Below are 18,325 nucleotides of genomic sequence, written 5' to 3'. Positions count from 1 at the left end.
TCAAGCCAGCGATAGCGATGGCATTCCAACATCCCGATGAATGGCCGTAGTCGGAAACGGGAATAACGAAGGCCGCTTCGTTGCGATCATCGCAGCTTCAGAACCATGTGCTGTTCGTCGTAGAACCGCCCATCCACCTTCATTGCGCGGGGTTCGATGCCGAAAGCTGCAAATCCCAATGATTCGTACAATCGTTTGGCCGCGGTGTTTTCCGTATTGACGCACAGATTGCACTGCGCGCTATCCCAGTTCTTTGACGCATGGGCCATCGCAGTTTTCAACAGATCCCGCGCGATTCCCTTGCCGCGTTGGTTCGGGGCAACAAATACCCCCCAGATGGTCGCCTTGTGGCTCACCTGCGAGAGCGATTCGCGACGTACGCCAGCGATGCCAACCAGGGTGTCACAAGCGAACGCACCAAAAACAGCCTGCGTAGGCGTCGATTGAATTCGCTCTGCGACTGCACTGACAGAGCGCGCCTCTTCTTCGACGCGGGTTGGCCAGATCGCCGTGGGAGCGTTTTCGATAGCCTGTAGACGGATTGCCTTGAAGATTGCTGCGTCAGCGGCGGTAAGTAGTCGGATTTCAACCAAGGAGGCGGTCATAAAATCTCAAAAATTGTGCGTTTGCGTCATTTGAATAATGATGCATTTTTAGAATGCTGTGGTTAACGGTTTGACGTGCCGCACCAGCAACACTGGCGCCCGGTTCTTCTCGTTCGCGTGCACCTTCGCATTGTGGCGAATAAGCGAGAGCAGGCAGAATCGATCGCTTGGCTTGAAAGGCCAATAGTGGCTCGGCCATGCAGGTGGACGGCAGTCGCCGACTGCGAATTCAACTGGTCGATGCAACGCAACGTCTGGCGTCAATCGTTAGCTACGCGTGCGTAGCAATTGAAATCGCTTGGTGTGCCGCGAACCATGCGGTACGAGCGAAGCAGGCCTTCGTGGCGATAGCCACACTTCTGCAGCACTCGCATGGACGGCAAATTGCTTTTCAGTACGGTGCCTTGAATGCGAACAAAGCCGTAAGCAATGAAGGCCCAGTCAGTGACGGAAGCGCACACAGAGGTGGCAATGCCTTTTCCCCAGTGCGAAGGGGCCAGGTCATAAGCAATTTCCGCTGTGCGATTCACGTCGGAAATGGTGTGAAACCCAATCGTGCCAACGAGGTTGCTACTGGAGCGTTCAATAATCGCCAGGCGCCTGGTTGATTGGGCATCCGGCGATTCGAATCCGTCAAACATCTGTAAGAGCTCGTCCTCTGACCTCAGGTTCCAGCTCGTGTGTTCGATAACAGCCGGGTTCGATAAGTATGCAAACCAGGCTTTCATGTCAGCGCGCTCCAACTGACGAAGTGATATGCCCGGGTACCCGGACTCCATGGTTGCACCAATTCTCATTCCAGAACCTCTTAGCGCTGATCATCCCGCATCTTAGCCGGTCGCGCCACCTGTCTGGGGCCTCTGACGCGCAGTACGGATTGGCGCTAGCGCCATCGAACAAGAATTCTGTCGCGCAGCATGCATGAGCGGCCGCGCTTGGCCGACTCGGCCGGCTGTTAAGCCGCATCATCCAAAAAGCTTGGGCAAGTCGATCGGTTGTATGAACTGAGGCGGCACCGCTTGCGTGAGCCAAACACCGTTCTGTGATTGGAAGAAGGCGTGACCCAGCTCGTGCATCTTCGCGGACTCCACCCTCAACACGATGGGACTGCCGTGCCGACGCCCAACGGCTAGCGCGGTAGCAATGTCTGCCGACAGATGCACGTGCTGCCTGCTCTGCGGCTTCAAGCCCTGGTCCTGAATGGCAGGAACGAACCTGCTTGCCGTACCGTGAAAAAGTTGCACAGGCGGCTTAAGCGCTTCGAGACCAAGATTCACATCCATCGAGTGCCCCTGGTTGGCTCGGATCATCAGCCCGTCGTCGCTGATGGCAAACCGCCTCTTGTCGCTGGTCGCCACGATCTTCTCAAGCATCTCACGATCAATTCGCTTGCCGTGCGCATTGGCTTGCCGCAGGAGCAGCTCGACATTGGCCCAACCGGCTTCATTCAGCGAAAGGCCTATCGTTTCCGGAGCGTGTCTGAGCACCAAACTAAGGAATTTACTGCTGGACGTCAGGTCTTCGCTCAATTCACCCACTCCTGGTGCTCCGGAAGCATACTTTTAGTGGACCACCACGGTTCAAGCCACTCCATGCATATACCTTTCACAAATAGCCATTCTTGGCCAGTGGCGAATTCGGACGTCCGATTCTAGTCGGAAAGCAAACGACGTGCGTCCGCCCTGCCCTTCACCGCCTTGCGCAGACGGCTCTCATCGTTCTTTGGCAAGACCTTCGGCCTGTCGCCGAACCCGGGCAAGCATACGCCGCCGGATTAGCCCACTGACAGGACGGATGATGTACCAGTAAGGAGCAAATCGGCGACGAACTGCCGCGGTTGGACAAAACACCCGGGTCTCCGTGCTCAGCACGGATGCGCCTGACGCATTGGCATCCACATTGAAGCTCATGACGAGTTGGCAGACGTCCATTCTGGCTGTCGCCTTGAAGGCTTCGGGGGACCCAATGTCCAGCAAACCGTAATCTGCCCGCCAGAAAGCGCCGATCAGTCCGAACGCCAGCCCGGAATCCCCCTCGCGACCAAGAAATGTGAAATCGTCGAGATCAAGCGGGGGTCTGCTCGACCGGTTCATCAATCGCGACGGCAGCTCGCGCAGGCCAATGGCCAGCCGTACCAGCGGATCATCTTGCGCACGTTGGCGAGCAACGCAATCCAGAATAATGTTCGCTGGAGCGTGTACAAGCGCAGCGTGTCGCTCTCGGAAATCATAACGAGGCAGAAAATCGTCAATCAGAGTCATTTATATTTTTTCCCACCGCACGCGAGATTTGCATCCTATGGTCTGCGGTTCACTCCACGAAGAGAATTGTCTGCCATCCACACGTCGATTGTCGATGATCCAGGCGTCCGTGTCGACAGACTGATATTGGCGGGCCCGCCTCGTTGACCAACCCCAAGCAACCGCTTGAAAGCCCATGTGCCTATTCCGAAGCGGCTCCAAATGCGCCGTGCCCGGCCACTACCTCGCCAAGAAAGTCCATCACCGCGCGCACAGGGGCCGAGCGCCGCAAGTCCTTGTGCACCACCAGCCAGATGTCGCGCGAGAATGCAGCGCCCTCGTGCTCCAGCCGTACCAGGCCCGCATCGGCATCCCCCAGGAAACAAGGCAGGCCTGCCACGCCCGCCCCTGCGCGGGCAGCGGCGAGATGGCTGCTGATATCGCTGAGTTCGCAGCCCACCGGCCGTGGACCCGCCAGCTCCAGCAGCCAGCGCTGCTGCGGCATGCCGGCGAACTGCGCGTCGTAGGCAATAAAGGTCCAGTCGCGGGGATTGCGCAATGCCGGATAGTCGAGGCTTGCGTACAAGGCGAATGGCATCTGCCCCAGCTTGCGCACCACACTGCTCGACTCGCTGGGCCGCACCAGCCGTAGCGCTACGTCGGCCTCACGGCGCGTCAGCGACACCGCACGGGCCTGCGCCGACACGCAGAGCTGGATACCCGGATAAGCCGCGCGGAAATCCGCCAGCCGGCCGGCCAGCAGATGGGTGGTCAGCACCGGTGGCGCACTGAGCGACACCTTGCCGCTCACGGGCTCGTGGCTGGCACGCGTCTGCCGCTCGATAGCGAATGCGGCAGCTTCCATCGCCTTGGCGTGCTCGAAGACCGACACCCCAAGCGGCGTCAGGCGGCACGAGCGCGGCAAGCGTTCAACCAGAAGCGCTTGCAGCCCGGCTTCCAGCGCGGCCAGCCGGCGGCTGACCGTGGCGTGATCCACCTGCAAATCGCGCGCAGCGCCGGACAGCGTGCCGGTGCGGGCGACTGCCAGGAAGTGGCGAAGGTTTTCCCAATCGAGCATCTGTGCGTTTTCTCCAGGTTCGGTGGAGATTTTATGGAATTTACGCGGACAAGTCTGCAGCCTAGCATGCGCAGATCCTATCGTTGGAATCCATGCCATGCCTACCACCACCAATGCGCAACGAGCCACCCTGCTGGCCGCTGCGCTCGGCTTTGTCGTCGTCCTGCTGGACGTCAGCGTCGTCAACGTCGCCCTGGATGCCTTGCGGCAAGGATTCGCCACCGATGTGGCGGGGCTGCAATGGGTGATCAACGCCTATACGCTGGTGTTTGCGGCGTTGCTACTGACCAGCGGAGCACTCGGAGATCGCCTGGGCGCCAGGCGGGTGTTCCTGATGGGGCTCGCGCTGTTCACGCTGATGTCGGTGGCTTGCGGCGCGGCGGGCAGCCTGGCAATGCTGGTGTTGGCCCGGCTGGGCCAGGGCATTGGGGCGGCGCTGCTGGTGCCGAACTCGCTGTCGATGCTCCAGCGTGCCTTTCCCGATCGCGAACAACGCAGCCGCGCCGTCGGCTGGTGGGGTGCGATCGGCGGTATCTCGCTAGCGGCCGGGCCGGTGCTCGGCGGCTTGCTGGTGACCCACTTCGGCTGGCGCAGCATCTTCCTGATCAACCTGCCGCTGGGCCTGATTGGCCTGTATCTGACGTTGCGCCATGTCGCCGCCGATGGCGGCGGACATCACCGCGGCCTGGATTGGCCCGGGCAGGGCGCGGCCATACTGGCGCTGGCGGCACTCACCGCATCGGTCACCGAAGCCGGCCGTCTCGGCTGGGGACACGCCTGGGTGCAGGCAGGGCTTTGGCTGGCCTTGGCGTCGGCGGCCGCCTTCATCCGCATCGAATCACGCAGTGCCGCGCCGATGCTGCCGCTGGCGCTATTGCGCATCCCGGCGTTCAGGGTGGCGTCACTCGCCGGTGTGATCGTGAATTTTGCTTACTATGGCCAGATCTTTGTCTTCAGCCTGTTCTTCCAGCTTCAGCAGGGACTATCGCCACAGCAGACCGGGCTGGCGTTCCTCCCGATGACGGTGGTGCTGATGGCAGTCAACGTGCTCGCCGGCCGCCTGATCATGCGGATGGGCGCGAGATACCTGATGGTGCTGGGATTGCTCCTGGCCGCCCTGGGTTACCTGCTGCTGTTGCCGGTGCGCATCGACGGCCCCTACTGGCTGCTCGCCCCGCCCATGCTGCTGGCCGCCAGCGGCATCGCGCTGATGGTGCCGACCATGACCAATGTCACGCTGTCAGCCGTGGATGGCTCCCGCGCGGGCATCGCCTCGGGCGTCCTCAACTCGGCGCGGCAGGTAGGCGGCATGCTCGGCGTGGCGGGGTTCGGTTACCTGGTGCACGACACTGCCCCGCCGGCCTTCATGCGCGGCATGCATCTATCGCTCTGCCTCGCGGCCGCACTGCTGCTGCTGGGCGCCGTGATGTGCTGGTTTGGCATTCGCGCGGAACGTCCTGCCGCTGGTGAGGACGGGCGGCAAGGCGCCACTTGAACCTGATGCTCCTGAATTGGCACCTTCGCTTGACCGGCGGGCTGTTCCGATCACACTCCGGATTTCGACAGCGGGATACCGGCGGTATGTTGATTGCCTTCCGTGGAGTCCTCGGGCAATAGGTTGCCATCGTCGAGCGCGGCATCGGCGTTGGCGGTTTCAGGAAAGCGCTCGGGATACAGATGCCGCTGCGCAGCCTCGCGGTCAAAGGTGCCGGACCACTTGGCAATGACCACGGTGGCGACGCTGTTGCCGATCGTATTGCAGGTGGCGATCGCCATCGACAGGAAGCGGTAGACGCCGAAGATGACGGCCAGTCCTTCGACCGGCAGCATCCCCGTCGAAGTCACCGTTGCGGCAAAGACCACGAAGGAGCCGCCAGAGACGGTCGCCGCGCCCTTGGAAGTCAGGAGCATCAGCAACAGGATGCCAATCTGCTGATCCAGCGACAGCGGCACGCCGTAGGCATGCGCGATGAACATCACGCCCATGGCCATGAAGAGCGAGGTGCCATCCAGGTTGAATGCGTAGCCGGTTGGCAGCACCAGGCCCACGGTCTGCTTCGCGCAACCCAAGCGCTCCAGCTTGATCAGCAGGCGAGGCAACGCACTCTCCGACGAGGCGGTGCCAAGCACGATAAGGATCTCGTCTTTGATGTAGCGCAGGAAGCGCCAGAGACTGAAGCCCGCCAGCCGCGCCACCAGACCCAGCACCACCACGATAAACACCGCCACCACCGCGTAGAAGCTGAACACCAGTTGGGCCAGCGCGATCAGCACCGCGGTGCCGTTGCTGCCAACCGAATAGGCTACTGCGCCGAACGTGCCGATCGGCGCCAGCTTCATCACCAGGTTGATGAAGGAGAACAGCACCTCGGAGATCTGGCCGATGCCCTCGTTGATCTTCCCGCGCCGGCCTTCCGGAATGGCGAGGATGCCGATGCCGACCATCACCGCAAGCACCACCACCTGCAGCAGTTCGCCCTTGGCGAACGCCCCGACAAAGTTGTCTGGCACGATGTGGGCCATGAACTCGAGGAAGCCGTGCGGCCCGGCCTTGGCCACCACCGGCGGGGCGGCGCCGGTGGCTACCGTGGTCATGCCCTTGCCGATCTGCAAGAGGTTACCCGCCAGCATGCCCACGACCAGGGCAATGGTCGAAAGCACTTCGAAATAGAAGATGGAGCGCCAGCCGACGCGGCCGGCACTCTTCACATCGCCGGCTGATGCAATGCCGTGGACAATGGTGAGGAACACAAGCGGCGCCACGCCCGCCTTGATCAGCGAGAGGAACATGTCGCCGAGCAGCTTGAGCTGCGAGGCGAATTTCGGGAAGAGGAAGCCCACCGCGATGCCCAGCACCAGGGACACCAGCACTTGCATACCCAGCTTGCGATACCAGGGTAGTTTTCTCGGGGGCGAGATCAGCGCATCTGCGCTGGATGAGTGGTTTTCCATATCTGTCTCCTCGATGCTGTTTGATGCTGTTTCTTACACACCGCTCGACAACGCGACGGCGCGGTCCACCATCTGCGGCGCCAGGCCGAGATAGTTGGCCGGATCCGTCAAACGGTCGATCGCCGCACGATCGAAGTGTTGCGTGACCTCAGGCAGTGCCATCAGCGCCTCGGCCAGCGTGCCGCCCTTCTCGTTCACGGTGCGGCAGGCGTCATAGACGATGTCATGCGCCTGCTGGCGGCCGGTAAAGGGGGCCATGCCCATCATCACCGCCTCGGCCACGATCAGGCCACGGGTGATGCCGAGGTTGTGCTTCATGCGTTCGGTATCGACGATGAGGCCGCCAAGCGCGAACTTCGCCTGGTGAAGCGCGCCGGCAGTAAAGATGAAGCTCTCGGGAATCGCAATCCACTCCGCATGCCATGGGCCGGTCGCGCGCTCGAAGTCTTGCACCATGGCATCGACCATCAGGCCGGCATGCTGTCGCACGGCCTTCGAGGCGGCCAGCATCAGTTCGCTGGAGATCGGGTTGCGCTTTTGCGGCATGGTGCTGGAAGCACCACGGCCTTTGACGAATGGCTCATAGACCTCGGCGAACTCGGTCGACGCCATGATCATGATGTCGAGTGCGATCTTGCCAAGGGAACCTGTGATCAATGCGAGCAGGTTCACCGCCTCGGCAAAGCCGTCACGTGCCACATGCCAGGTGGTTGCCGGCACGCCCAGCCCAAGTTCCTCGGCCATCGCCTGCTGCACCGCGAAGCCCTTGTCGCCCAGCGAGGCCAGCGTGCCCGCCGCACCGGCAAATTCCACCACGGCCACCCGCGGCCGCAATTGCGCCAGACGCTGCTGGTGGCGGTCGAACATGGCGAGCCAGATTGCTGCCTTGTAGCCAAAAGTGACCGGCAGCGCCTGCTGCAGGTGGGTGCGGCCGGCCATGGGCGTGTCGCGATGCTTGACCGCCAGGCCGGCCAGGATGCCGCGCAGTTCGCGGATATCGGTGTCGATGCTGTCGAGCGCGTCGCGCACCTGCAGTGCCACCGCGGTGTCCATGATGTCCTGCGTGGTCGCACCCCAGTGCACGTAGCGGCCGGCCTCGCCGCACATGCCAACCAGCTGATGCACCAGCGGCAGGATCGGGTACCCGACGATGTCCGTCTCCTCGCGCATATGGTCAAAGTCGATGCGCTCGATGCGCGACTCGCGCGCAATCACTTCCGCCGCCTCGGCCGGGATCACGCCGACGCGCGCTTCGGCCTTCGCCAGCGCGATCTCGGCGTCGATGTATCGCTGGATCAGCGCCCGATCGGAGAAGATCTCGCGCATCCTGGCGGTGCCAAAGGCATCGCGGAACAGAATCGAATCAACTACGGTGCTAGCCATGGGGACGGAAAAAGTGGACATATCGGCCTCTGAGGTAAATGCTGGTTTCCTGAACACAATCGAATATGTTCGAACATATTCAACTATAATATGTTTAAACATATTGGAAACCATGGGTTTACCCTAGCGTCATGAAACCGCCCGCTCCCCTCGCCATGCCGAAGCTCAACTTCTCGGCCGTCGCCCGCGATCTGACGCAAGGCATTCGATCCGGCCATTTCCCGGTCGGCTCATTGCTGCCGACGGAACTGGAACTGGTAGACCACTACGGCACCCGCCGCCACACAGTGAGGGCGGCGCTGGCCGAGCTACAGGAACTCGGCCTGGTGTCCAGGCGCAAGAACGTGGGGACCCGGGTCGAGGCTTGCGCACCGACAAAAGGGTTTCGTCCCGCGTTGGCATCCGTGGAGGATCTGGTGCAATTCGGCGCCGCGCATCTGCGCGTGGTGCAGGCAATCGAGGAAGTGACGGTGAGCGGTGCGCAAGCCAAGGAACTGGGCTGCGCCAGCGGCACGCGCTGGCTGCGCATCTCAAGCTTGCGCAGGGACGGCGATGCCAACGCGTCGCCCATCGGCTGGACCGATGTGTATATCGACCCAATCTATGCGGAGATCGGCGAGATCATCCGCGCATCGCCTGGTATCTTGATCAGCGCCGTGATCGAGGCGCGTTACGGCCGCTGCATTGCCGAGATACGCCAGGACGTGCGTGCCTTCAATGTCGGCGACACCGACATCTCACGCGCCCTTGGGCTGAGGCCGGGAGAGGCGGCACTCAAGATCGTGCGCCGCTACTTCGATGCAAGCGGCAACGTGTTCGAGGTCTCGGTCACGGTGCATCCCGCGGACCGCTTTTCGTTATCGATGCGGCTGCAGTGCTCGACTGGATAAGCTGTCCTGCGAGATGGCATCCGCCACCGATCTGATGCGTCGGCCGGGATAGTGACCCATGCCAGATTCACCAACCCCACCGAATGGCAGATCACTCCAACTACGCCAGGCGGCTGTGGAATAACCCGGTTGCATGCGCCAAAAAACTGACGCCGATCGATCCCACGGTATTGGGAGCACGTCCGCAGCGCCTCGGATCAGGGCTTGGCAGGCATGCAAGGCAGCGCAATTTCAAATGCGGACGTCGACATATAGCGGCCCTGCGGATAGTAGTCAGCCATGACTCTTCGTTCATCGCCCGGCTTTTCAATCGCTTGCACGGCATGAGGGAAATTGGACGTTCCGAGCATGTGCCGTAGTTGCACTACCGTGACGTCAGCGTCTGCCGCGCCGTCGCCGTCATCCGCCATTGGCAGCCAGGTGATGCCGCATGCATCGATTGCATTGCGCGGACGATCCTCCTTCCGGCTGACAACGATCGTGTAGAAGCCATCCGGGCCCACCGGGATGTGCTCGTCATAGGCGCAAGCGTTGACCCGGGTGTTGGCAAAGCCCTGGTTGGAGCACATCGACCAGTAGCGCAGATCGCCGTTACCCATGGTTGCATCGCCGTTGTACGTTTTCGGCGTGGTGGGTGCCTTCGCGCGGATGACGAACACCTTGCCAAGCTTGCGGCTGACAATAGTACGAATGTACTGGTTGTCGAGGTTCGGATAAAAGCCTCCCGTGCTCTTCTTCGGATTGGCTAACGGCTTGCCGGTATAGAGGCTGTACAGATACTCGCGGTCGTACTGGATATACCAGGTAGGTGGATTGGTAGCCGGATAAGCCGGTTCATTCTTCGCTTTCCCCACTTCGCGCGCGGCGGCGATGAGCGCGTGGTACTTCTCCATCGGCACCGCCAGCGCGGCAGCATCCAACTGGAGCGGCTGCTTTGTCCGCAAAGCTGGGCAAACCGCATCGCCTTTCAACACCTTGCCGTCTGCCAATGTCAGCACTGGAACCGGCAGCCCGGTGCCGCCGGTCTCGTCTGTCCCCTTGTCGCGCGCATAGATGCGGTACAGGATAACTTGCTGGCCGGCTCCGTACTTGGGAGCATGCAATGTCGCACGCTGCTGGCCAACCTGATTCATGCCGACCGGCTGGTTGGCAGGCGGTACGCCATCAACAACCGCCAGTGAGTATGTCCGGGCGCTGGCATTGCGCTCAGCCCCCGGCAAGAAAGGATTGATGGCGCCAGGCGCCGGTTTGATCAGGTAGTCAGCCACCGATTCGACTGGCACGCCGGCGCCGTCATAGCTGATCAGCGACATATAGCGCGAATGCGGGAACTCGCCCTCCACGGACAGCTTGGCGCCTTCCGGCACTGAGAACGTGGCCGCCCAATAGAAAGTACCGGCATCCGGATACGCAATGTTGATGTAAGGATCGGCGCTGGCAGGGCCGCGCGACCAGAAGCAATTGCGCGGGCCGGGAATCGGGTCCTTGCCCGTGTTGGCGGCGCGGGTGGATTCGGCGGCGGGTGCCGTCGGCACTTGTGCATTCGCGCTGGCAATCGCCAGCACGCCCGCGGCACACGCCAGGGCCGTTGTGAAACACCGGAAACTCCTGCGGCTTCGGTCCGCGGCGGATGCGATAGGGCCAGATACTTGAAACACGGCTTGTCTCCTTGTCTTGGTGCTCATGGGTGCGAGGCGGGAACGGCATCATGCCGTTTCGAGGCATGCTACATTCGGACCCCGACCGCACTTGTCGCCGTGCCGACAACTCTCAGAAATTTCTGCTCCATGACTGCGCCAGATACACGCCCACCCCGCGACATTCGTCGCGTACTCGCAGCTGATGCATGGTTCGGAAACCTGCCGGATATGTTGCAGCGCAAGATCATTGAGTACGGCACGGTGCGCAGCTTCAGCAAACGCGCGTTGATTTCAGCCCAGGAAAGCTCGCCCAAGGCAATGTGCGCTGTGCTGGAGGGACGAGTGCGGGTCACCCGCATGCTGGCTGATGGTGAGGAGAGCCTCTACCACGTCGGCAACCCTGGCTTCTGGTTTGGGCCGCTGGCGTTGATGACCAATGAAAAGACAACGACGGCCGTCATTGCCGACACGGACGCAAGACTGCTTGTCCTCTCGCGGGCGCAGTTCGAGCGGATCGTCAACGAAGATCCAGCGGCCTACCGTTACTTCGCGCTGCTCATCGCGCAGCGGTATGCAGGCGTCCTCCGCTATATCTCAGATACAAAACTGATGGCCCCGGAGGCTCGCGTACGTGCAAGGTTGGCGGAACTCCTGCTGTTGCAGCGTCCGCTGGTGCCTCAAGGCGGTCCCGTCACCTTGAAGGTTTCGCAGGTCGATCTTGCCGCGATGATTGGTGTGTCCCGCCAGACATTGAATGAGCTCCTGAAGCAATTGGAGAAGCGCGGGCTGATCGAGATCGCGTTCCGGAGCATTCGCGTGATGGATCCTGAGCGCTTGCGGGATGAGGACGACACCTGACACGGGCATCTATTTCAGCGCCGGGCCGCCTGGCGAGCTCCATGTCCCTCACCGATCAATCGGTGACCGAGCTCGCTATGCGGGCAGGCCTCTGCTCGGCGATGGCCCGGGACGATACGAGATTTGCCCGGCGGCGCTCAGCCGTTGATCCAGGCGCGCGCCTGATCCAGCTCGTTGACGTGGAACGCCTTGACTTCGGCCTTCGTGAAGAACCGCGCCAGATGCATCGAGGCGTGGATCCATCCCGCGTCGGCCACCACGGCGGCGCGTGTGATTTTGCGGGCCACGGAAACGCCGAGCGTCAGGTCGGTCCACAGCGCCTTTGGCTCGATGCCGGTGAAATGCTCGATGCGTTCGAGCACGCGGGTCTTGCCGTTCAGTTCGAGATCCCCTCGCAGGCGCTCGATGGCTTCGCGCAGATCGTGGTCAGTGATTTTGCCTTCGACGGAAATCTCGACGACCGGGGAATCGGGGTCAGTGTGATACAGGATCATGGCAGGACCATTTGGCTGGGGATACGTTACACGCTCAGGCACGGGAAAACCTAGCGTTCGATCACCTCCTGATAGTACGCCTGATGGCGGAAATTTATCGCTGTCGTAGATCGAATTCGGTCACGCTACGGACCACGTAGCCGGACAGCCTGGACGTCCACGTGCACTATTAGTTCGAATCTCACCGATGGCGCCCCGATCATCGACAGACAATAGACCAGATTCTAGAACGACCGGCTTTGGAACGCTGGATCCCTTTAGTGAACACGATGTGCATGCAAAAGTGCGGCTTCCTGTTCTCCGGATTGCCGCTGAGATCCGGCTGTCACGCGGGAGAAGTCGGGCCCGCACGCGATTGGGAAGTGCTCGCGAATACCACCCTGCCAGCGGTGTTCAAAGGCGCGCCGGCGGATCTGCTGACAGAGCCGCGGCGCGGGGTGGCGGCGATGGCCGGCGAGAAACGGCAGCACGCCGCACAGGCAGTTGATTCCGAACGGTACACGCAACTGATCCTGGAGCTTTGCCGGTGGCTGGAAAGCCCTGACTGGCGTCGGGATCTGGACGAAACGCAGCGCGCCTCGCTTGCAGGAAGTGCAAGCGATTTTGCACTTGCGAGATTGCATGAGCGGCATCGCAAGCTGCTAAAGCGCGGCCGCGGCCTGGCCAGGCTGGATCCGCGCCGGCTCCATCGTGCCCGCATCGCCGCAAAGAAGCTGCGCTATGCGACCGAGTTCTTCGGGTCACTGTACCCGGAAAAGCGCACACGACGATACCGGGACACATTAGCCCGCCTGCAGGACGACCTGGGTTGGCGCAACGACATGACCGTCGCGGATGGTCTGCTTGGCCGCCTGCAGAACGAGCAGCAGGAGGCCTGTGCCGGCGCCAGCTATGCGCGCGGCTATATTGCCGCCCTGGTGTCCGCCGACAAGGAAGCCCTGCGTCGCATATGGAAGCGGTTCAAGGTAATTTCTCTGCCAGTCTAAGGTGGCGACATGTTCGCGTGCCGACGGTGCCGGGACGCGGGGATGTCGGTAACGCCGGCGACATCGGCTGCAATGCTGCAGGGTATTCGCGACTAGCAGCAACAGCACAACGCCCCGGAGCACGACCGGTGGAAACGCGGCCTCGCTAATGGGAAACCAGCACGGGTATCTTCAAGGACAGGAGAATGGATTCTGTGACGCCGCCGAAGACGAACTCCATCCACATCGGGTGAGAGTAGCCGCCCATCACCAAGAGATCATACGGCCCCTGCTCAATCTGTTTCCGGAGTGCATGGTGCGCCTGGGCGCTTCCGATGCGATGCACGTCAGCTTCAACCGCGACCCCGTGCCTGCATAGATGCGCCAACAAGCTTTCCGCGTCGTCGTCGCCGCTTTTCGTGGACTCGGGACTGTTCGTGACGACCCGCACGGATCGTGCCAGGCGCAATAGCGGCAAGGCATCGTGGACTGCCCGTACCGCTTCACGGCTCCCGTCCCAGGCGATGGCAACGTTTGCAAGTGACCCAAGCTGTACGGCGGCGGGCACGACCAGAACGGGACGGCCGCATCGTACAACAACCGAGTGAGCGATCGGCAAGGGGTGGGTTTCCGGCGAGCCTTGCCATTCGTACTGGCCAACAATGACAAGGTCCGCGTAGCGGGCTCTGTCGCGAATACCCTCGACGACGTCGCCTGTCGCCTCGAACCAGCACGTGTCAGCCTGGCGCCCCGACACCTCGGCGCGGAACACAGCCGCTGCCTCCGCGGCTTGCAGCGCGAGTTGCGAGGAGAGATGCGCCGCGACTTCCTCGACCCGCGTCGGCTTGTATAGGGGCGGCACCTCCGGCGGTGGGGTCACATGGATTCCGCTCAGTCGCGCGCCTGTGCTGCCAGCCAGGCCGGCAGCGAATTGCACCCTGCGCCGCCCTGATTCACTCCCATCTACGTGCACCAGCAAGTCCCGATACATCTCCAGTCCCCCAATCACCCCCCGGATCGCATTCGTTGCGGGAATGCCATGTGGCAGACCTCATCGGCTGCCGGCGGCTCCTGATCGCGAGAAACCGGACAGGCGAAAAACCTTAGGCTTTCGCCTCAAATATAGTGGCTTGACGAGGAACATCCGTAAGTAATCAGCCCGCTTGCCAAATGCGCGAATGGCGGAGCACACCCCGGCAGATCCGGCAGGTAGCCCCCAGGCCAGGTTCGCGGGCGGACCGCCGCCTACTGCTCCAGCTTCGTCGCGCTTGCGCCTGGCGACGTGATTGTCACCGGTACGCCGGGCGGTGTCGGCGCCAAGCGAAATCCGCCGGTATTCAAGAAGAGCGGCGATGTGGTCGAGGTCGAAGTCAGCAAGCTTGGCGTGCTCAGGAATTCCATTCGCAGCGAGTCAGCGTAGTACTTGTTTTGAGAGCTCCTTGCCTTCCATACCCGCGCTCTCTGCCCCGCACTGCATCGTCGAGACTCGCGTGCCTCCTATGGCAAACGTGGCATCGGTCGGGGAAGCGGCTGCGGACGAGGAGTAGGCGCAACGCCAGGTAGCTGCGTATACGGCACGACGATGTACGGATATATCGCCGATCCGTTACCCGGCAGAGTCCCGTATGTTGACGCCGGCTGTGCCACGCCGATTTTCTGCTGTGAAAGTGGCGCGGTTTCCAGCTCAGTGCCGCCGCTCCGACCGCCACTAATGCCGCGCTGGGTACTTAGACTCAGGCCGAGACTGTTCGTCTGCGGAGCGGCAAATACAGTCGCCGACGCCATCAACAGCGTAATCGCAACGGCGGAGTTCCCTAAATGGATCGAATGGCCTGAAAACATGACTGGTCCTGTTCATTCTGGGTTGGGTTGGCTGGTGCGGGCGGCAGTTGCTCCCCAGCAACCCTATCTTACAAGCAGGCTGACCTGGATCGTGGCAGGTTCGCCGTGGAGATATGGCGCCAAGGGCACCAGCTTAGCGCCGGACAGCAGCGACCCGTTGTCGCACCCCGCACCGCAGCATAGCCGGCCTTTTCGTACTAAACTTTCACAACTTCCTAAAAATTCAAAACAAACAAGATGCATCTGTCGCCCCTGATCCAGCGCTTCGTACTTCACTTCGGTGAAATGGGCAGCCGCTGGGGCATCAACCGCACGGTTGGGCAAATCTATGCCTTGCTGTTTACCGCCTCCCGCCCGCTCAACGCCGACGAAATCGCCGAGGCGCTGGGCTTCTCGCGCTCCAACGTCAGCATCGGGCTGAAGGAGCTGGAATCGTGGAACCTGGTCAAGCTGTCTCACCAGCCGGGTGACCGCCGCGAGTATTTCTCGGCACCTGACGATGTCTGGGCGATTTTCCGCACCCTGGCCGAGGAGCGCCGCCGGCGCGAGATCGACCCCACGTTGTCCATGCTGCGCGAGGTCCAGCTGGAGACCGTGAGCGATCCGGACGATCGCCATGCGCAGGAGCGGATGAAGGAGATGTACGGGCTGATCCTGCTGGTGACGAGCTGGTTCGGCGAGATCCAGAAGCTCGATGTGGCCACGCTGGAGAAGCTGATGAAGCTCGGCTCCAAGGTCAACAAGCTGCTGGACGTGAAGGACAAGCTCAGCCTTGCCATCGGCGGAAAAGCCCGCGCCGGCACACCCCCTGCCAGTGCCGTGAAAACCAAGACGACCCGCACCCGGAAGGAGTAGTTGCATGTTCTCGTCGCTCGACCCGGTGGTGCTTGCGCGCGTGCAGTTTGCCGCCAACATCACGTTCCACATCTTGTTTCCCACCATCAGCATCTCGCTGGGCTGGGTGTTGCTGTTTTTCAAGCTGCGCTTCAATAAGACCGGCGATGATCGCTGGATGGCGGCGTACCGTTTCTGGGTGAAGATCTTTGCGCTGACCTTTGCGCTGGGCGTGGTCAGCGGCATCACCATGAGTTTCCAGTTTGGCACCAACTGGCCAGGCTATATGGAGACCGTGGGCAACGTGGCCGGTCCGTTGCTGGCCTATGAGGTGCTGACGGCGTTCTTCCTGGAGGCGACCTTCCTCGGCATCATGCTGTTCGGCATGCGCCGGGTGAGCAACCGCACGCATACCATCGCCACCTTGCTGGTGGCGGGCGGCACCACGTTGTCGGCCTTCTGGATCCTGGCGCTGAATTCGTGGATGCAAACCCCGGCGGGCTTCGAGATAATCGATGGCCGCGCGCACGTGACGAGCTGGCTGGCGGTGATCTTCAACCCGTCGTTCCCGTACCGCTTCGTGCATATGCTGCTGGCGTCGGGGCTGACCGTGGCGTTCCTGCTGGCAGGCATCTCGGCCTATCGCTGGCTGCGTGGCGACCGCGCGCCGGAGGTGCTGTCGTCGCTGCGCACCGGCGTGACCATTGCCGCGGTGCTGATCCCGCTGCAGATCGTGGCGGGGGACCTGCATGGCCTGAATACGCTGCACCACCAGCCGGCCAAGATCGCCGCGATGGAGGGGATCTGGAAGACGGAAGAGGGCGCGCCCGCCGTGTTGTTCGGCGTGCCCAACGCAAGCACGCAAAGCAATGATTTCGAGATCGCCATTCCCAAGCTGGCCTCGCTCTACCTGACGCATCGCATGGATGGCGAGATCAAAGGCATCGATGCCTTTGGCGACAAGCACCCGCCGGTGGCGCCGCTGTTCTTCGCCTTTCGGATCATGGTGGGCGTGGGCCTGCTGATGCTGGCGGCATCGTGGGTGGCGGCGTGGCAGTTGCGCCGTGGCGGCCAGCCCGCGCCGTGGATGGCGCGCGTGCTGATTGCCATGACCTTCTCCGGCTGGGTGGCCCTGGTGGCTGGCTGGTACGTGACCGAGATCGGCCGCCAGCCTTACCTGGTGTACGGCGTGCTGACCACGGCGCAGGCGGCGTCCAAGGTGCCGGCGGCGATGATCGCCTCCACGCTGGCGATGTACCTGGCACTCTACCTGGCGCTGATCGCGGCCTATGTCTCGGTGGTGTTCCACCTGGCGCGCAAGGCCGGGACCGCCCCGAAGGCGGACAACCCGCGGACCGATCCCCCTCAAGCCATGTTGCCTGGCGAACTGCGGAGCGCAGAATGACCGACCTGACCCAACCCGCCGGCTGGATGCCGCTGGTGTTCCTGGCCCTGATGGGCATCTCCATGCTGGTCTACGTGATCCTGGACGGCTACGACCTGGGCGTGGGCGTGCTGCTGCGCCGCGCGGACGATGCCGACAAGGACACCATGATCGCCTCGATCGGCCCGTTCTGGGATGCCAATGAGACCTGGCTGGTGCTGGGCGTGGGACTGCTGCTGGTGGCCTTTCCCATTGCGCACGGCGTGATCCTGACCCAGCTCTACCTGCCGGTGGCGCTGATGCTGGCGGGGCTGATCCTGCGCGGCGTGGCGTTCGACTTCCGCGTGAAGGCGCGCGCGCACCATAAGCCGTGGTGGAACCGCGCGTTCTACGCCGGCTCGCTGCTGGCCGCTTTCTCGCAGGGCCTGATGCTCGGCCTGTATATCACGGGATTCCAGCACGGCTGGCTCGACCTGGCCTTTGCGGTAGTGGTGGGCTTGTGCCTGGTGGCAGGCTACTGCCTGCTGGGCGCGGGCTGGCTGATCATGAAGACCAGTGGCGGCCTGCAGCGGCGCGCCATGTACTGGGCGCGCCGCAGCCTTTGGCTGACAGGCATTGGCGTGGCGGCGATCTCGCTGGTCACGCCGATGGTGAGCCAGCGCATCTTCGACAAATGGTTCTCGCTGCCCAACATCATCCTGCTGGCGCCGATCCCGCTGGTCACGGTGGCGCTGTTCATCCTCATCGACCGCCTGCTGCGGCGCCTGCCGGCCATGCACGACCGCGGCAACGACCGCTGGTGCTGGGTGCCCTTCGCCGGCACGGCGGTGATCTTCCTGATGGCGTTCAACGGCTTGGCCTACAGCATCTTCCCGTACCTGGTGGTGGACAAGATCGATATCTGGCAAGCTGCGAGCGCGCCGGAGTCGCTGGGGGTGATCCTGGTGGGCGCGGCAGTGGTGCTGCCGACCATCCTGGGTTACACGGTGTATGCCTACCGTGTATTCTGGGGGAAGGCGACCGACCTGCATTACTACTGAGCATTGCCACTGAGCATTGTCTGAGCGGCGGTCGATCAAACTCGGATATCACGCACCCCAGGCACCTATGAGCGGCTCGCAAGGCCAACAACCCGGCACCCCACCCTCCACGCCCCGGGC

General features: G+C 62.2%; 17 protein-coding genes and 1 pseudogene. 8 read left to right on the top strand and 10 right to left on the bottom strand.

What is annotated here, in order from left to right; genetic code table 11:
• Positions 1 to 86: 86 nt before the first annotated feature.
• The 5 genes from A9975_RS35640 to A9975_RS35620 form a co-directional block, all read right to left on the bottom strand.
• On the bottom strand, positions 87 to 593 hold the full coding sequence (locus tag A9975_RS35640; protein WP_183036870.1) for a GNAT family N-acetyltransferase: 507 nt from the start codon (positions 591 to 593) through the stop codon (positions 87 to 89).
• A 272-nt stretch (positions 594 to 865) separates the two neighbouring features.
• Positions 866 to 1,402, bottom strand: coding sequence for a GNAT family N-acetyltransferase (locus tag A9975_RS35635; protein WP_183036836.1), 537 nt, complete (start codon positions 1,400 to 1,402; stop codon positions 866 to 868).
• 168 nt (positions 1,403 to 1,570) lie between these two features.
• The gene (locus A9975_RS35630; RefSeq protein WP_183036835.1) at positions 1,571 to 2,134 is read right to left on the bottom strand and encodes an RNA 2'-phosphotransferase; all 564 of its coding nucleotides are present in this window, start codon (positions 2,132 to 2,134) and stop codon (positions 1,571 to 1,573) included.
• A 183-nt stretch (positions 2,135 to 2,317) separates the two neighbouring features.
• Positions 2,318 to 2,866 (bottom strand): hypothetical protein, encoded by a 549-nt coding sequence (locus A9975_RS35625; RefSeq protein WP_183036834.1) that lies wholly within the window; start codon positions 2,864 to 2,866, stop codon positions 2,318 to 2,320.
• Positions 2,867 to 3,047: 181 nt separating this feature from the next.
• Complete coding sequence (locus tag A9975_RS35620) at positions 3,048 to 3,923, bottom strand: LysR family transcriptional regulator (RefSeq protein ID WP_183036833.1); 876 nt, start codon at positions 3,921 to 3,923, stop codon at positions 3,048 to 3,050.
• Positions 3,924 to 4,020: 97 nt separating this feature from the next.
• Here A9975_RS35620 and A9975_RS35615 point away from each other — a divergent pair, with 97 nt between their 5' ends.
• Positions 4,021 to 5,418, top strand: a complete 1,398-nt coding sequence (locus A9975_RS35615) for an MFS transporter (protein ID WP_183036832.1) — start codon at positions 4,021 to 4,023, stop codon at positions 5,416 to 5,418.
• 50 nt (positions 5,419 to 5,468) lie between these two features.
• Here the strand turns inward: A9975_RS35615 and A9975_RS35610 are convergent, their stop codons facing one another.
• Together A9975_RS35610 and A9975_RS35605 are read right to left on the bottom strand one after the other, a co-directional pair.
• Positions 5,469 to 6,875: a cation:dicarboxylate symporter family transporter gene (locus A9975_RS35610; protein WP_183036831.1), complete on the bottom strand. Its 1,407-nt coding sequence runs from the start codon at positions 6,873 to 6,875 to the stop codon at positions 5,469 to 5,471.
• A gap of 33 nt (positions 6,876 to 6,908) precedes the next feature.
• Positions 6,909 to 8,279 (bottom strand): adenylosuccinate lyase family protein, encoded by a 1,371-nt coding sequence (locus tag A9975_RS35605; RefSeq protein ID WP_183036830.1) that lies wholly within the window; start codon positions 8,277 to 8,279, stop codon positions 6,909 to 6,911.
• 134 nt (positions 8,280 to 8,413) lie between these two features.
• Between A9975_RS35605 and A9975_RS35600 the strand changes: the two genes are divergently transcribed.
• Positions 8,414 to 9,148, top strand: a complete 735-nt coding sequence (locus A9975_RS35600; RefSeq protein ID WP_183036869.1) for a GntR family transcriptional regulator — start codon at positions 8,414 to 8,416, stop codon at positions 9,146 to 9,148.
• 197 nt (positions 9,149 to 9,345) lie between these two features.
• Here the strand turns inward: A9975_RS35600 and A9975_RS35595 are convergent, their stop codons facing one another.
• A complete protein-coding gene (locus A9975_RS35595) occupies positions 9,346 to 10,806 on the bottom strand; it encodes a hypothetical protein (RefSeq protein ID WP_370565975.1) in 1,461 nt (486 codons plus the stop codon).
• Between the two features lie 210 nt (positions 10,807 to 11,016).
• On the opposite strand from A9975_RS35595, the gene A9975_RS35590 reads away from it, so the two are divergent.
• A complete protein-coding gene (locus A9975_RS35590; RefSeq protein WP_255504245.1) occupies positions 11,017 to 11,646 on the top strand; it encodes a Crp/Fnr family transcriptional regulator in 630 nt (209 codons plus the stop codon).
• 137 nt (positions 11,647 to 11,783) lie between these two features.
• Here the strand turns inward: A9975_RS35590 and A9975_RS35585 are convergent, their stop codons facing one another.
• Entirely contained in the window at positions 11,784 to 12,140 is a 357-nt protein-coding gene (locus tag A9975_RS35585; RefSeq protein WP_183036828.1) for an STAS/SEC14 domain-containing protein, read from the bottom strand.
• A gap of 239 nt (positions 12,141 to 12,379) precedes the next feature.
• Between A9975_RS35585 and A9975_RS35580 the strand changes: the two genes are divergently transcribed.
• Positions 12,380 to 13,126: a CHAD domain-containing protein gene (locus A9975_RS35580; protein ID WP_255504244.1), complete on the top strand. Its 747-nt coding sequence runs from the start codon at positions 12,380 to 12,382 to the stop codon at positions 13,124 to 13,126.
• 145 nt (positions 13,127 to 13,271) lie between these two features.
• On the opposite strand, the gene A9975_RS35575 is transcribed toward A9975_RS35580, so the two are convergent.
• Positions 13,272 to 14,096 carry a universal stress protein gene (locus A9975_RS35575; RefSeq protein ID WP_255504243.1) on the bottom strand — a complete coding sequence of 275 codons (825 nt, stop codon included), beginning with the start codon at positions 14,094 to 14,096 and terminating at the stop codon, positions 13,272 to 13,274.
• A gap of 252 nt (positions 14,097 to 14,348) precedes the next feature.
• Between A9975_RS35575 and A9975_RS35570 the strand changes: the two are divergent.
• The 4 genes and pseudogenes from A9975_RS35570 to A9975_RS35555 all read left to right on the top strand — a co-directional run.
• Positions 14,349 to 14,525, top strand: a pseudogene (locus A9975_RS35570) (fumarylacetoacetate hydrolase family protein); the annotation flags it as partial.
• Positions 14,526 to 15,184: 659 nt separating this feature from the next.
• On the top strand, positions 15,185 to 15,802 hold the full coding sequence (locus tag A9975_RS35565; RefSeq protein ID WP_183036826.1) for a GbsR/MarR family transcriptional regulator: 618 nt from the start codon (positions 15,185 to 15,187) through the stop codon (positions 15,800 to 15,802).
• Between the two features lie 4 nt (positions 15,803 to 15,806).
• On the top strand, positions 15,807 to 17,186 hold the full coding sequence (locus tag A9975_RS35560) for a cytochrome ubiquinol oxidase subunit I (protein WP_183036825.1): 1,380 nt from the start codon (positions 15,807 to 15,809) through the stop codon (positions 17,184 to 17,186).
• The gene (locus tag A9975_RS35555) at positions 17,183 to 18,205 is read left to right on the top strand and encodes a cytochrome d ubiquinol oxidase subunit II (protein ID WP_183036824.1); all 1,023 of its coding nucleotides are present in this window, start codon (positions 17,183 to 17,185) and stop codon (positions 18,203 to 18,205) included. Before A9975_RS35560 ends, A9975_RS35555 begins: the two co-directional genes overlap by 4 nt.
• Positions 18,206 to 18,325 lie beyond the last annotated feature (120 nt).

Origin of the sequence: Cupriavidus sp. UME77 (assembly GCF_014170355.1) — a bacterium.
GTDB lineage: Bacteria > Pseudomonadota > Gammaproteobacteria > Burkholderiales > Burkholderiaceae > Cupriavidus > Cupriavidus basilensis.
This window is presented reverse-complemented; position numbering and strand designations above follow the sequence as displayed.

Bases quoted from the DNA above. Each gene is read 5' to 3' on its own strand.
- A9975_RS35635 (WP_183036836.1), bottom strand. From the start codon at position 1,402: ATGAGAATTGGTGCAACCATGGAGTCCGGGTACCCGGGCATATCACTT.
- A9975_RS35625 (WP_183036834.1), bottom strand. From the start codon at position 2,866: ATGACTCTGATTGACGATTTTCTGCCTCGTTATGATTTCCGAGAGCGA.
- A9975_RS35620 (WP_183036833.1), bottom strand. From the start codon at position 3,923: ATGCTCGATTGGGAAAACCTTCGCCACTTCCTGGCAGTCGCCCGCACC.
- A9975_RS35615 (WP_183036832.1), top strand. From the start codon at position 4,021: ATGCCTACCACCACCAATGCGCAACGAGCCACCCTGCTGGCCGCTGCG.
- A9975_RS35610 (WP_183036831.1), bottom strand. From the start codon at position 6,875: ATGGAAAACCACTCATCCAGCGCAGATGCGCTGATCTCGCCCCCGAGA.
- A9975_RS35605 (WP_183036830.1), bottom strand. From the start codon at position 8,279: ATGTCCACTTTTTCCGTCCCCATGGCTAGCACCGTAGTTGATTCGATT.
- A9975_RS35600 (WP_183036869.1), top strand. From the start codon at position 8,414: ATGCCGAAGCTCAACTTCTCGGCCGTCGCCCGCGATCTGACGCAAGGC.
- A9975_RS35590 (WP_255504245.1), top strand. From the start codon at position 11,017: ATGTTGCAGCGCAAGATCATTGAGTACGGCACGGTGCGCAGCTTCAGC.
- A9975_RS35585 (WP_183036828.1), bottom strand. From the start codon at position 12,140: ATGATCCTGTATCACACTGACCCCGATTCCCCGGTCGTCGAGATTTCC.
- A9975_RS35575 (WP_255504243.1), bottom strand. From the start codon at position 14,096: ATGTATCGGGACTTGCTGGTGCACGTAGATGGGAGTGAATCAGGGCGG.
- A9975_RS35565 (WP_183036826.1), top strand. From the start codon at position 15,185: ATGCATCTGTCGCCCCTGATCCAGCGCTTCGTACTTCACTTCGGTGAA.
- A9975_RS35560 (WP_183036825.1), top strand. From the start codon at position 15,807: ATGTTCTCGTCGCTCGACCCGGTGGTGCTTGCGCGCGTGCAGTTTGCC.
- A9975_RS35555 (WP_183036824.1), top strand. From the start codon at position 17,183: ATGACCGACCTGACCCAACCCGCCGGCTGGATGCCGCTGGTGTTCCTG.